General features: G+C 69.2%; 6 protein-coding genes, 1 tRNA gene and 1 rRNA gene. 7 read left to right on the forward strand and 1 reads right to left on the reverse strand.

Going from position 1 to position 14,365, the window contains the following annotated elements; genetic code table 11:
* From rrf to ACZ4S3_RS33425, 3 genes are all read left to right on the forward strand, one after another.
* A 5S ribosomal RNA gene (rrf, locus tag ACZ4S3_RS33415) occupies positions 1-92 on the forward strand; the annotation flags it as partial.
* A gap of 115 nt (positions 93-207) precedes the next feature.
* On the forward strand, positions 208-885 hold the full coding sequence (locus ACZ4S3_RS33420; RefSeq protein WP_467941186.1) for a DegT/DnrJ/EryC1/StrS family aminotransferase: 678 nt from the start codon (positions 208-210) through the stop codon (positions 883-885).
* Positions 886-946: 61 nt separating this feature from the next.
* Positions 947-1,019 (forward strand) — tRNA-Thr (locus tag ACZ4S3_RS33425).
* A 52-nt stretch (positions 1,020-1,071) separates the two neighbouring features.
* Here ACZ4S3_RS33425 and ACZ4S3_RS33430 read toward each other — a convergent pair.
* Positions 1,072-3,714: a SpoIIE family protein phosphatase gene (locus ACZ4S3_RS33430; RefSeq protein ID WP_467941189.1), complete on the reverse strand. Its 2,643-nt coding sequence runs from the start codon at positions 3,712-3,714 to the stop codon at positions 1,072-1,074.
* Between the two features lie 287 nt (positions 3,715-4,001).
* On the opposite strand from ACZ4S3_RS33430, the gene ACZ4S3_RS33435 reads away from it, so the two are divergent.
* The 4 genes from ACZ4S3_RS33435 (at position 4,002) to ACZ4S3_RS33450 (ending at position 14,331) form a co-directional block, all read left to right on the forward strand.
* On the forward strand, positions 4,002-9,515 hold the full coding sequence (locus ACZ4S3_RS33435) for a HAMP domain-containing protein (RefSeq protein ID WP_467941191.1): 5,514 nt from the start codon (positions 4,002-4,004) through the stop codon (positions 9,513-9,515).
* A 256-nt stretch (positions 9,516-9,771) separates the two neighbouring features.
* On the forward strand, positions 9,772-10,428 hold the full coding sequence (locus ACZ4S3_RS33440) for a response regulator (protein WP_467941193.1): 657 nt from the start codon (positions 9,772-9,774) through the stop codon (positions 10,426-10,428).
* A gap of 113 nt (positions 10,429-10,541) precedes the next feature.
* Positions 10,542-13,295, forward strand: a complete 2,754-nt coding sequence (locus tag ACZ4S3_RS33445; RefSeq protein ID WP_467941195.1) for a DNA translocase FtsK — start codon at positions 10,542-10,544, stop codon at positions 13,293-13,295.
* A 196-nt stretch (positions 13,296-13,491) separates the two neighbouring features.
* Entirely contained in the window at positions 13,492-14,331 is an 840-nt protein-coding gene (locus tag ACZ4S3_RS33450; RefSeq protein ID WP_467941197.1) for a helix-turn-helix domain-containing protein, read from the forward strand.
* Positions 14,332-14,365 lie beyond the last annotated feature (34 nt).

A 14,365-nucleotide genomic window follows, 5' to 3' on the forward strand; every position in this document is an offset into this window, starting at 1 on the left:
CGCCCGGTTACATTTCGAACCCGGAAGCTAAGCCTTTCAGCGCCGATGGTACTGCAGGGGGGACCCTGTGGGAGAGTAGGACGCCGCCGAACAATTATTCAGCTCCGGCTCCTGGACCTTCTGGTTCAGGAGCCGGAGCTTTTTTGTTCTGATTTTCAGGTGAGAGGCGTAACTTGACGTTCACCTCGCGTCGCCAGGATCCGCGTCATGAGGACAGTTGGAACGCTCGAGTCCGCTGGTGTGCGTGCTGGTGACGAGGTCGTGGTGCCGGCGTACGGCAACGCCGAAGTGGCGCAGGCTGTGGTGCAGTTGGGCGCCGTGCCGGTGTTCGCCGATGTGGACGCCGACAGTTACTGCCTCGATCCCGCCGCGGTGGCGGACGTGGTGACCAGCAGGACGGCGGCGGTCGTGGCGATACATCGCTTCGGCCGGCAGGCCGATACGGGATGGATCCGGGAAGTCGGGCAGCGGCACGGGCTGTTGGTGCTGGTCGAGGATGAGCCGGGGGTGCGGCCGGACGGTGTCGAGCGCCGTCGGGCGCTGGCGACGTATCTGGACGGCAGGCTCCGCGGTGTCGCTACGCCGGTGCCGGCTGCGGGGCACACGTATGAGCAATATGTGGTGCGGGTGCCGGGTAACGGGCGGCCGGACCGGGATGCGTTTGCGCGGGCGTTGCGGGCCAAGGGCGTGGCGTGCAGGGTTCCCGTACAGGCGCCGGTGTACCGGATGCCGGGGCTGCGGCGGGATGTGTTTCTGCCGCACACCGAGCGGGCCGTTGACGAGACGCTGGCGTTGCCGTTGGACGGGGATTTGTCGCGGCGGGAGTTGCAGAAGATGGTCAGCGCCTGCAATGCGCTGGGGGGATTGCTGCAGCCGGCCTTTTAGGAGGGCTGCCGGGCGGTTCGGAGCTGCTGCGGAGATCGGGTAGTATTTCTTTCGTCGCTGCGCCCCAATAGCTCAGTCGGCAGAGCGTCTCCATGGTAAGGAGAAGGTCTACGGTTCGATTCCGTATTGGGGCTCTGGATAACGAAGGCCCCCGCCAACTGGCGGGGGCCTTCGGTGTATGCGGCGTCAGCCGGGCTGGATCTCGGGGACGCGCATGGCGAGGATGGCCATGTCGTCGGAGGCCGGTTCGGCGGCGAAGCGTTCCACGGCACGCAGGACGCGGGCGGCGACGGCGCCGGCCGTCAGGCCCGTACACGTCGTCAGGACGTCGGTGAGGCCGTCGTCGCCGAGCATGCGGGTGCCCTCGCGGCGCTCGGTGACGCCGTCGGTGACGCACAGCAGGACGTCGCCGGGGTCGAGGGTGACGGTCTGCTCGTAGAGCTCGAGGTCGTCCATGACGCCGAGGAGGGGCTGGGGTTCGGCGGCCGGTTCGACCGTGCCGTCCTGGCGCAGGCGGAGCGGCAGGGGATGGCCCGCGCAGACGACCTTCAGGAGGGCGCTGCCGTCGGGCTGGGGCCACAGCTCGCCGTAAAGGAGCGTCAGGAAGCGGCTGCGGGCGCCCTCGTCGAGGATGGCGGCGTTGAGGCGTTCCAGGACGGCGGGGCCGCCGAAGCCCTCGCGGGCCAGCAGGCGCAGGGCGTGGCGGGCCAGGCCGGTGACGGCTGCCGCCTCCGGGCCCGTACCGCAGACGTCGCCGATGGCGAAGCCGTAGGCGCCGTCGCGGATCGGGAAGAGGTCGTAGAAGTCGCCGCCGACTTCGTTGCCCTCGCCGGCCGCGCGGTAGATGACCTCGACCTCGACGCCGGCGATGTCGGGCAGCTCCGGGGGCAGCAGACTGCGCTGCAGGGACTGGCTGATGGCCGTGCGCTCGGAATACAGGCGGGCGTTGTCCAGGGCGAGGGCGGCCCGGCGGGAGAGGTCCTCGGCGAGTTCGAGGATTTCCTGGCGGAAGTGTTCCTCGGTGGGCTTGCCGAGGGTCAGCATGCCGATGACGCGGTTGCGGGCGACGAGGGGGAGGACGACCGTCTCGCCGCCGACGGCGGAGGCGGTGGCCAAGGTGGCGCCCGGTCCGGTGGACGGGCGGGCGGAGTTGCCCAGGCCCAGGCTGCGCATGGAGGTGCGCAGGGCGGCGTCGTGCGCGGCGTCGCTGGGGGCGGTCCATACGCGGGCGCCAGGGGTCGGCACCGGCTCGGGCGGGTCGACCTTCTGCAGAAGCGTCTTGAGGCCGTCGATGCGGTCCTCGTCCTCGTGCAGGACGTAGGAGAGCTCCGGCTCGGAGGTCTGGTCGGCGACGGTGTAGACGGCGCACCAGGTGGCGAGGGTGGGGACCGTCATCTGGGCCATCAGGGCCAGGGTCTGGTCGCGGTCGAGGGTGCCGGCCAGGAGGTCGGAGGCCTCCACGAGGAAGGAGAGGGAGCCGCGGCGCAGCTTCTCCAGCTCGGTCAGGCGGGCGCGTTCGACGGCGAGGGCGATGCGGTCGGCGGCGAACTGGAGTCGGAGCGCTTCTTCGTTGCTGTAGCGGCCGGGGCCCTCCGCGGCCACGCCGAGCGAGCCGGTCAGCCGGCCCTCGACCTTCAGCGGGACGGTGACCACCGAGCGCATGCCCGTACCGCTGAGCAGGGGGACGGCGCCGGGGACGGCGGTGAGGTCTTCGTGGACGGCGGGCATCCGGGCGGAGCCGTAGCGTCCGGATCCGGCCTCCACGGGGACGCGGGCGAACCGCTGGCGGGCGGAGGGCAGGCCCGTGGAGGCGCGGACCTCGAGCTCGGTCTCGTCGTCGGTGGCCAGCAGGAGGTAGGCGGCGTCGCCGTCGAGCATGTCGCGGGCGCGCTCGACCGTGCGCTGGAGCAGTCCGTCGAGGTCGTCGGGGGCCGGGGAGCCGATGAAGACTTCGAACGGGTCGGAGGAGCGGCCCTCGGACTGGGCGGCCTGCGAGGCGGCGTCCGGGGCGGGGGTGCGCTGCGGGCTCTGCAGGATGGCGCGCTCATGGTCGCGGACCAGGAGGCAGACCGTGGAGGCCTCGCCGTCGGCGTCACGGACGCGCAGGTGGGAGGCGTAGACGGGGACGACGCGGCCGTCGGCGCCCCGCATGCCGTAGGAGCCCTCCCAGCGCGAGAGCTCGAGGGCCTCGGCGATGCCGGTGCCGGTGCCGGGGGTGTGCGGCCAGGCGGCGAAGTCGGTGATCGGTTTGCCGATGACCTTTTCCTGGTCATAGGCGAAGAGGTCCTGGGCGTCGTCGTTCCAGAAGCTGATGCAGCCGGCGCGGTCGATCTGTACGACGGCGACGCGGACCCGGGTGTCGGTGACCGGGAGGGCGGCCACCGGGAGCGCGGGCCCGGCGGAGCGGGTGCCGGCCGGGCGTTCGGGGAGCTCGAGCTGGAACCAGACGTGTTTTTGGGCCGCGGTGTACTCCACGCCCCAGCGGGAGGCCAGCGCGCCGCACAGCAGCAGGCCACGGCCGCCTTCGCGGTCCGGGTGGACCATGGCCTGGCCGGCGTTCTGGAGCGGAATCTCGCGTTCGGGGTAGCGGTCGGCGACGGAGATCCGCACGCCGCTGTCCGTGCGCAGGCACAGCACATCGGCGGCCGTGCCGGCGTGCACCACGGCATTGGTGACCAGTTCGCTCGTCAGGACGACGGCGTCATCGACGATGTCGCCGTAGCCCCAGCCCTGGAGGGTGTCTCTGACGAACGCACGGGCTGTGGCGACCGAGCGCCCGACCGGCTCGAATGTGGCGGCGGCCCGCGCGGTGATCACTGGTCTCCTCATGCGTGTGTCGGTGATCTGCTCCCCCATGTTCGCGGCGCCCCTCCGATTACCTGTTGTGCTCACCACCGCCCGTGCTGGACGGCCGGGCGGATGGACAGCCGTATGCCAGGTTACTTACCTTCGCCGCGCCCGAGGATGCCGGTCACATGTGTTTCCGCCCTAATCGTGCCCCGGGACGGTGTGCGATGCTGCCGAACTGTTATGGCCTCGTTGGGCCATGGTGAAACACTGGGCAAGTATCAAGAGAAAGCCCGGGTAGAACGGTCGACCCTTGCGGGAGGGACACGGTGGAGTCTGGCGCAGCGGCGCGGGGCGTAAGCACGCGCGCAAAAGGCGGACGATCCCGGAACAACGGGACGACCGAGGTGGATACGGCTGCCCTGAATCGGCTGTTGGTCGCTCTTGTCGCCATGCGGGACGGGAACTTCCGCAAGCGGCTCACGGTTTCCGGCGAAGGCGTCATGTCGGAGATCGCGGCGGTCTTCAACGAGGTGGCGGACCGCAATCTGCATCTGACGGGCGAGCTGGCGCGGGTGCGCCGGGTCGTCGGACGTGAGGGAAAGCTCACGGAGCGGCTCGAGGTCGGCGCCGCCGAGGGGTCCTGGGCGGCGGCCATCGATGCCTCGAACGCCCTGGTGGACGACCTCGTACGGCCGGTCTCCGAGGTGGGACGGGTGCTGTCGGCGGTGTCCGAGGGTGACCTGGAACAGCGGATGGACCTGCGGTCGCGCAGTTCGGACAGCTCCTCGGAGCATCCGCTGCGCGGGGAGTTCCTGAAGGTCGGCCGTACGGTCAACGGGCTGGTCGATCAGCTCTCCGCTTTCACCGACGAGGTCACCAGGGTGGCCAGCGAGGTCGGTACGGAGGGCAAGCTCGGCGGGCAGGCGCGGGTGCGCGGAATGTCGGGTTCCTGGAAGGATCTGACGGAATCCGTCAACACGATGGCGTCCCGGCTCACCGCACAGGTGCGTGACATTGCTCTCGTCACCACGGCGGTCGCCAAGGGTGATCTGTCGCGCAAGGTGACGGTGCATGTCGCCGGCGAGATGCTGGAGCTGAAGAACACCGTCAACACGATGGTGGACCAGCTCTCCTCGTTCGCCTCCGAGGTGACCAGGGTCGCCCGTGAGGTCGGTACGGAGGGCGAGCTCGGCGGCCAGGCACAGGTCCCCGGCGTCGCCGGGGTGTGGAAGGACCTGACGGATTCGGTCAATCTCATGGCCGGGAACCTGACCGCCCAGGTTCGCGGGATCGCCCAGGTCACGACCGCTGTCGCGAGCGGCGATCTGTCACAGAAGGTCACGGTCAGTGCGCGCGGTGAGGTCGCGCAGCTCGCCGACACCATCAACACCATGACCGAGACCCTGCGTACCTTCGCGGACGAAGTGACGCGGGTGGCGAACGAGGTCGGGGCCGAGGGCCAGCTCGGCGGCCAGGCGCAGGTGCCGGGCGCGGCGGGGACCTGGAAGGACCTCACCGACTCGGTGAACACCGCGTTCCGCAACCTCACGGCGCAGGTGCGGGACATCGCGCAGGTGACGACGGCGGTCGCCAACGGTGATCTGTCGCAGACGGTCACCGTCGATGTGGCCGGTGAAATGCTGGAGTTGAAGAACACCGTCAACACGATGGTGGGTCAGCTCTCGTCGTTCGGTGCCGAAGTGACGCGGGTGGCGCGGGAGATCGGCGTCGAGGGCGAGCTGGGCGGCCAGGCGGCGGTGCCGGGCGCGGCCGGTACGTGGAAGGACCTCACGGACTCCGTGAACACCGCCTTCCGCAACCTGACCGGACAGGTGCGCAACATCGCGCAGGTGACGACGGCGGTCGCCAACGGTGATCTGTCGCAGAAGGTCACCGTCGACGTCTCCGGTGAGATGCTCCAGCTGAAGAACACCGTGAACACCATGGTGGATCAGCTCTCCTCTTTCGCCGACCAGGTCACGCGGATGGCCAGGGACGTGGGTACGGAGGGCCGGCTGGGCGGTCAGGCCCGGGTGGACGGCGTCAGCGGCACCTGGAAGGAGCTGACCGACTCCGTCAACTTCATGGCGGGGAACCTGACCTCGCAGGTGCGGCAGATCGCCCAGGTGACGACGGCGGTGGCCCGCGGTGACCTCTCGCAGAAGATCGATGTCGATGCGCGCGGCGAGATCCTGGAGCTGAAGAACACCATCAACACGATGGTCGACCAGCTCTCCGCGTTCGCCGAGCAGGTCACCCGGGTCTCCCGGGAGGTCGGTACGGACGGCCGGCTGGGGGGTCAGGCGCAGGTGCCCGGCGTCGCGGGTGTCTGGCGCGATCTGACCGACTCCGTCAACGGCATGGCCGGCAACCTGACGGCTCAGGTCCGCAACATCGCGCAGGTCGCGACGGCGGTCGCGCGCGGTGACCTGTCGCAGAAGATCGACGCGGACGCCCGGGGCGAGATCCTCGAGCTGAAGAACACCCTGAACACGATGGTGGACCAGCTGTCCTCCTTCGCCGAGCAGGTCACCCGGGTCGCCCGCGAGGTGGGCACCGAGGGCATCCTGGGCGGCCAGGCCGAGGTGCAGGGCGTCAGTGGCACGTGGAAGGACCTCACCCAGTCCGTCAACTTCATGGCGAACAACCTGACGTCGCAGGTGCGCAATATCGCCGAGGTCACGACGGCGGTGGCCCGCGGCGACCTGTCGAAGAAGATCACCGTCGATGCCAAGGGCGAGATTCTCGAGCTGGTCACGACCGTCAACACGATGGTCGACCAGCTGTCGTCGTTCGCCGAGCAGGTGACCCGGGTGGCCCGTGAGGTGGGCACCGAGGGCCAGTTGGGCGGCCAGGCGCGGGTACCGGGCGCGACCGGTATCTGGCTGGACCTCACCGACAACGTCAACCTGATGGCCAACAACCTGACCATCCAGGTGCGCAACATCTCGCAGGTCTCGGCGGCGGTCGCCAACGGTGATCTGACGAAGAAGGTGACGGTCGAGGCGCGCGGCGAGGTCGCGCAGCTGGCCGACACGGTCAACACGATGGTCACGACGCTGTCGTCGTTCGCCGACGAGGTCACGCGCGTGGCCCGTGAGGTGGGTACCGACGGCATCCTGGGCGGTCAGGCCCGCGTCCCCGGTGTCGCCGGTACGTGGAAGGACCTGACGGAGTCCGTGAACTCCATGGCCAACAACCTGACCGGCCAGGTCCGCAACATCGCGATGGTCACCACCGCGGTGGCCAAGGGCGATCTGACCAAGAAGATCGATGTGGATGCGCGGGGCGAGATCCTCGCGCTGAAGACCACCATCAACACCATGGTCGACCAGCTGTCCTCGTTCGCCGAACAGGTCACCAGGGTGGCCCGCGAGGTGGGTACGGAAGGCCAGCTGGGCGGTCAGGCGCAGGTGCGGGGCGTGGCCGGCACCTGGAAGGACCTGACCGAATCGGTGAACGAGATGGCGGGCAACCTGACCCGTCAGGTGCGGGCCATCGCCGCGGTCGCCGCGGCGGTGACCCTCGGCGATCACAACGTCCGCATCGATGTGGACGCGGCCGGCGAGATCCTGGAACTCCAGGACAACGTCAACACCATGATCTCCACGCTCCGCGAGACCACCCTCGCCAACGAGGAACAGGACTGGCTCAAGGGCAACCTCGCCCGGATCTCCGGTCTGATGCAGGGCCGCCGCGACCTCAAGGACGTCGCGACCCTGATCATGAGCGAGCTGTCGCCCGCGGTCTCCGCGCAGCACGGCGCCTTCTTCCTGGCGGCCCAGCCCGACAGCCGGGAGATCGGCGCGGACGGCGGCGAGGCGGGCGCGTACGAGCTGCGGCTGATGGGTTCGTACGGCTATGCCATGGGCGGCATGCCCACGACCTTCAAGCCCGGTGAGACGCTGATCGGCACGGCGGCGGAGGAGGGGCGCACCATCCTGGTGGAGAACGTTCCCTCCGGTTACCTCAAGATCGCCTCCGGGCTGGGGGAGGCGCCGCCGGCGAATGTGATCGTGCTGCCGGTGCTCTTCGAGGACAAGGTGCTCGGCGTGATCGAGCTGGCGTCCTTCCAGCCGTTCACCCAGATCCAGAAGGACTTCCTCAGCCAGATCGCCGAGATGATCGCGACCAGCGTCAACACCATCTCGGTGAACACCAAGACCGAGGTGCTGCTCAAGCAGTCGCAGGAGCTGACCGAGCAGCTCAAGGAGCGGTCCGGCGAGCTGGAGAGCCGGCAGAAGGCGCTGGAGCTGTCCAACTCCGAGCTGGAGGAGAAGGCCGAGCAGCTGCGGGCGCAGAACCGCGACATCGAGGTGAAGAACACCGAGATCGAGGAGGCGCGGCAGGTCCTGGAGGAGCGCGCCGAGCAGCTCGCGGTCTCGATGCGCTACAAGTCGGAGTTCCTGGCGAACATGTCGCACGAGCTGCGCACGCCGCTGAACTCCCTGCTCATTCTGGCCAAGTTGCTGGCCGACAACGCCGAGGGGAATCTCTCCCCGAAGCAGGTCGAATTCGCCGAAACGATCCATGGTGCGGGCAGCGACCTGCTCCAGCTGATCAACGACATCCTGGACCTGTCGAAGGTCGAGGCGGGCAAGATGGACGTCAGCCCGACGCGGATCGCGCTGGTCCAGCTCGTCGACTATGTCGAGGCCACGTTCCGGCCGCTGACCGCGGAGAAGGGGCTCGACTTCTCCGTACGGGTCTCCCCGGAGCTGCCCGCGACGCTGCACACCGACGAGCAGCGGCTGCTGCAGGTGCTGCGCAATCTGCTGTCCAACGCGGTGAAGTTCACCGACAGCGGCGCCGTGGAGCTGGTGATCCGGCCGGCCGGTGCGGATGTCCCGGTGGCGATCCGCGAGCAGCTGCTGGAGCACGGTTCGCTGCGCGACCCGGACTCCGACATGATCGCGTTCTCGGTGACCGACACCGGCATCGGCATCGCGTCCAGCAAGATGCGGGTCATCTTCGAGGCGTTCAAGCAGGCGGACGGCACGACCAGCCGCAAGTACGGCGGTACGGGCCTGGGCCTGTCCATCAGCCGGGAGATCGCCCGGCTGCTGGGCGGCGAGATCCACGCCGCCAGTGAGCCCAGCCGCGGCTCCACCTTCACGCTCTACCTGCCGCACAACCCCGGCGGGCTGCCGCCGCAGGGCTACCCGCAGCTGGTGGCCGGCGGGCTGGCGATGGACGCGGAGGCACGGGAGACGGAGGTCGGGCGGCAGGCCGAACTCGACACGCTGCCAAACGAGGATTCCGGATCCAGCCTCAACAGGCGGCGCCGACGCGGGATTTCGCCCGGTGCACGACGCTTCGCGCTGCCCGGCCGGCCCGCGCCCACCCCGCCGCAGCAGGCGCCGCAGCACCCGTCGGAGCCGACCACCCAGCAGTCCGCCGAGGAGCCCTGGATCGGCAACGGCCAGGATCTGGTGGACCCGGGAGCGGCGGGCGGCGGCGGTTTCCACGGCGAGAAGGTGCTGATCGTCGACGACGACATCCGTAACGTCTTCGCACTCACCAGCGTCCTGGAGCAGCACGGGCTGTCGGTGCTGTACGCGGAGAACGGCCGGGAGGGCATCGAGGTGCTGGAGCAGCACGACGATGTCGTCCTGGTCCTGATGGACATCATGATGCCGGAGATGGACGGCTATGCGACCACGGCCGCGATCCGTCGGATGCCGCAGTTCGCCGGGCTGCCCATCATCGCGCTGACCGCGAAGGCGATGAAGGGCGACCGGGAGAAGAGCATCGACTCCGGGGCCTCCGACTACGTGACCAAGCCGGTGGATACCGATCATCTGTTGTCGGTCATGGAGCAATGGATGCGCGCGAGGTGATGCGGCGTCCAGTATGGGAGTCGAAAGAGGATCATCGCGTGCTGACTCACTGTTGCCGCGGACGTGTGGAAGCGCGGTATTCGGGGAACCTTCTGGTCTCTCGCTGCGTTTCTGCTACGTGCACAGTGACATCGCGGTGACAGGGTGTGGCGACAGGCGGGGTGCAGCTACCATGACCGGCACAAGAACGGGCGACGTGACGGAGTCGTCCCCTGGGGCGGCGTCCGGTTCCATGCCGGGGCGAGGAGGACGGGCCATGGTGCAGAAGGCCAAGATCCTCCTGGTCGATGACCGGCCGGAGAATCTGCTGGCGCTGGAGGCGATCCTCTCTGCGCTCGATCAGACACTGGTGCGGGCATCGTCCGGGGAGGAAGCGCTCAAAGCACTGCTCACGGACGACTTCGCGGTGATTTTGCTCGATGTGCAGATGCCGGGGATGGACGGATTCGAAACCGCCGCGCACATCAAGCGGCGCGAGCGCACCCGCGATATCCCCATCATTTTCCTGACGGCCATCAACCACGGCCCGCATCACACCTTCCGCGGCTATGCGGCAGGCGCGGTCGACTACATCTCCAAGCCGTTCGATCCGTGGGTGCTGCGCGCGAAGGTCTCGGTCTTCGTCGAGCTGTACATGAAGAACTGCCAACTGCGCGAGCAGGCCTCGCTGCTGAGGCTCCAGCTGGAGGGCGGGCGGCCGAGCTCGGAGGCCAAGGAGTCCGCGGGGCTGCTTGCCGAGCTGTCCGCGCGGCTGGCCGCGGTCGAGGAGCAGGCGGAGGCGCTGTCCAAGCAACTGGATGAGACGGCGGAGGCCGCCGCGGTGGCCACCGCCGCGCATCTGGAGCGCAAACTGACCGGCCTGCGCCGGGCCCTGGACGCGCTGGAACCGGGGTCGGGCAGCGGGGCGGGCTGAGCGGCTCGCGGCGGCAGGTGACTGACGGTCTTTCATGAGGCGGATGCGCGACACGAATGGGTGAAGCGGCGTGCGCTCGTGACACGCTTGCCGACGCCTGTAATCTCGTCGCCATGGCCTCACGTACGTCCGGCAAGGGAACCCAGAGCAAGGCGGGCCCCTCCAAGCAGCGTGCCGGACAGTCTTCGGGCGCCGCGAAGAAGGCCGCCGCGAGGAAACCGTCCGCCAAGAAGCCGCCGGTGAAGAAGACCGCCGCGGCAAGGAAGGCCCCGGCGAAGAAGGCGCCCGCCAAGAAGGCGGCCCCGCAGCCGGTGCCCTCACCGACCGGTGGCGTCTACCGCCTCGCCCGCGCCTGCTGGCTCGGGGCGGCGCACGGCATCGGGGCGGTGTTCCGCGGCTTCGGCCAAGGCGCGAAGAACCTCGACCCGGCGCACCGCAAGGACGGTCTGGCGCTGCTGCTGCTCGGTCTGGCGCTGGTGATCGCGGCCGGCACCTGGTCCAACCTCAGCGGCCCGGTCGGCGACCTCGTCGAGCTGCTGATCACCGGTGCCTTCGGCCGGCTCGACCTGGTCGTGCCGATACTGCTCGGCGTGATCGCCGTACGGCTGATGCGCCACCCCGAGCAGCCCGAGGCCAACGGCCGGATCGTCATCGGGCTGTCCGCGCTGGTGGTCGGTGTACTCGGGCAGGTCGCGATGGCCTGTGGATCGCCGGGGCGGGGCGACGGGCTCGCCGCGATACAGGACGGGGGCGGTTATGTCGGCTGGGCGGCGTCCAAGCCGCTGATCTTCACCGTCGGGCAGACCCTGGCCGTGGCGCTGCTGGTGCTGCTGACCGTCTTCGGGCTGCTGGTGGTCACCGCGACGCCGGTCAACGCCATCCCGCAGCGGCTGCGCGCGGTGGGCATCAGGCTGGGGGTGTTCTCGCCCGCGGAGTCCGAGGCGGACTTCGAGGACGCGGCGCCGTACGCGGACGAGTGGCGCGAGCAGCCCGTCCGCACGGCGCGCCGGGACGCCGCCGAGGACCCGGACGCGTACGAGGAAGAGGCGCTGAACAAGCGGCGCCGCCCGCGCCGGGCGTCCGTACAGCCCGCGATGGACCGGCCGATGGACGCGGTGGATGTCGCCGCCGCGGCCGCCGCCGCGCTGGACGGCGCGGTGCTGCACGGCGTCCAGCCCTCGCCGCTCGTCGCCGGGCTCAGCAGCGGCATCTCCGGGGAGCGCCAGGACCACGAGGACACCAAGGGCGGCGAGAGCGGTGCGGTGCCGCCGGCCCGTGAGGCGGAGCGGCCCGCGGCCGCGCCCCGTCCCGCCGTGCCCGACTTCACCAAGGCCGCCCCCGAGCCGTCCGGCGATCTGCCGCCGCGCGCCGAGCAGCTGCAGCTGTCCGGCGACATCACCTACTCCCTGCCGTCCCTGGACCTGCTCGCGCGCGGTGGTCCCGGCAAGACCCGCAGCGCCGCGAACGACGCGATAGTGGCTTCGCTGAGCAATGTCTTCCAGGAGTTCAAGGTCGACGCCTCGGTCACGGGCTTCACCCGGGGCCCGACGGTGACCCGCTACGAGGTCGAGCTCGGTCCGGCCGTCAAGGTCGAGAAGATCACGGCGCTGGCCAAGAACATCGCCTACGCCGTGGCCAGCCCCGACGTCCGCATCATCAGCCCGATCCCGGGCAAGTCCGCGGTCGGCATCGAGATCCCCAACACCGACCGCGAGATGGTCAACCTCGGCGATGTGCTGCGCCTGGCGGACGCCGCGGGCGACGAGCACCCGATGCTGGTGGCGCTCGGCAAGGACGTCGAGGGCGGCTACGTCATGGCCAACATGACGAAGATGCCGCACGTCCTGGTGGCGGGCGCCACCGGCTCCGGAAAGTCCTCGTGCATCAACTGCCTGATCACCTCGGTCATGGTGCGCGCCACCCCGGAGGACGTCCGGATGGTGCTGGTCGACCCCAAGCGGGTCGAGCTGACCGCGTACGAGGGCATCCCGCACCTGATCACGCCGATCATCACCAACCCCAAGCGGGCCGCCGAGGCGCTGCAGTGGGTGGTGCGCGAGATGGACCTGCGCTACGACGATCTCGCGGCGTTCGGATACCGGCACATCGACGACTTCAACCAGGCCGTGCGTGACGGCAAGCTCAAGACGCCCGAGGGCAGTGAGCGGGAGCTGGCGCCGTACCCGTATCTGCTGGTCATCGTCGACGAGCTGGCGGACCTGATGATGGTCGCGCCGCGGGATGTGGAGGATTCGATCGTCCGCATCACGCAGCTCGCCCGCGCGGCTGGGATCCATCTGGTGCTGGCCACCCAGCGCCCGTCCGTCGATGTCGTCACGGGCCTGATCAAGGCCAATGTGCCCTCCCGGCTCGCGTTCGCCACCTCCTCGCTCGCCGACAGCCGCGTCATCCTCGACCAGCCTGGTGCCGAGAAGCTGATCGGCAAGGGGGATGGTCTCTTCCTGCCGATGGGCGCGAACAAGCCGGTCCGGATGCAGGGCGCCTTTGTGACCGAGGCCGAGGTCGCGGCCGTCGTGCAGCACTGCAAGGACCAGATGGCGCCGGTCTTCCGCGACGACGTCACCGTCGGCACCGCCAAGAAGAAGGAGATCGACGAGGACATCGGCGATGACCTCGATCTGCTGTGCCAGGCGGCCGAGCTGGTGGTCTCCACCCAGTTCGGGTCGACGTCGATGCTCCAGCGCAAGCTGCGGGTGGGCTTCGCCAAGGCCGGACGGCTGATGGATCTGATGGAATCGCGCAACATCGTCGGGCCCAGCGAGGGTTCCAAGGCACGGGATGTCATGGTGAAGCCGGATGAATTGGACGGAGTGCTCTCGGTCATCCGGGGGGAAGCTACCGAGTAGCACACCCATCCGGGTCACTCGTACGTGAGAGAAAGCAACCGTTTCTCCTGCTGATACGTCAAGTTGAGGGAGGTGCGGGAATGACGGCTCATCATCGCGCTCGACTGGCCCTTCGCGGGCGTTCTGATGGCGTACAAACTGCGCTCTCCCGCTTGCCCGACCCTTTCGCTCCACCCCTAGACTGAACCTCCAGCAGGTGGCTACACGCTCGAAAGGCGCCCCCGTGTCCATCGGCAACTCCCCCGAAGACGACCGGCCTTCCGTCGGTCGAGCCCTCCAGCAGGCCCGTACCGGAGCAGGACTGACCGTGGAAGCGGTCAGTGCGGCCACACGGGTGCGCATCCCCATCGTGCAGGCGATCGAGCAGGACGATTTCTCGCGCTGTGGCGGCGACGTCTACGCGCGGGGGCATATCCGGACGCTCGCCCGCGCCATCGACCTCGACCCCGAACCCCTGATCAGCCAGTTCGACGCCGAGCACGGCGGGCGTCCCGAGCCGGCCGTCCCCACCCCCCTCTTCGAGGCCGAGCGGATCCGCTCCGAGCCGCGCCGTCCGAACTGGACCGCCGCGATGGTCGCGGCGATCGTCGCCGTCATCGGATTCGTCGGCTTCACGCTGTTCAGCGGCGGCGGCAAGGGCGGCGACGGGCCGGTCGCGGCCGGCGGCACCGCCAATGCCGAGAAGAAGCCCGCACCGGCGCCGAACACCACCAGGCCGACGATCAAGCCCACCGTCCCCGCGCCGTCCGACAGCGCCATCGCCGGACTGCCCAAGGACAAGGTCACGATCAAGGTGACCGCCCGTGACGGGCAGAGCTGGGTCTCGGCCAAGGACGCCAACGGCAAGCTCCTCCAGGACGGCCTGCTCAAGAAGGGCGAGTCCAAGACCTTCACCGACAAGAAGCGGATCGATCTTGTCCTGGGCAACGCCGGCGCCGTACAGCTGTACGTCAACGGCAAGGAGGTCAAGCGGGTCGGGGACGAGGGTTCGGTGGAGCGGCTGAGCTACACCCCGGGAGACCCCCAGGCGGGCTGAGCGCGGCCAGAAATCGCGTCCGCCGCCGGGCCCG

The organism is Streptomyces sp. NPDC028368, from assembly GCF_055565615.1.

Bases quoted from the DNA above. Each gene is read 5' to 3' on its own strand.
- ACZ4S3_RS33420 (WP_467941186.1), top strand. From the start codon at position 208: ATGAGGACAGTTGGAACGCTCGAGTCCGCTGGTGTGCGTGCTGGTGAC.
- ACZ4S3_RS33445 (WP_467941195.1), top strand. From the start codon at position 10,542: ATGGCCTCACGTACGTCCGGCAAGGGAACCCAGAGCAAGGCGGGCCCC.
- ACZ4S3_RS33440 (WP_467941193.1), top strand. From the start codon at position 9,772: ATGGTGCAGAAGGCCAAGATCCTCCTGGTCGATGACCGGCCGGAGAAT.
- ACZ4S3_RS33430 (WP_467941189.1), bottom strand. From the start codon at position 3,714: ATGAGGAGACCAGTGATCACCGCGCGGGCCGCCGCCACATTCGAGCCG.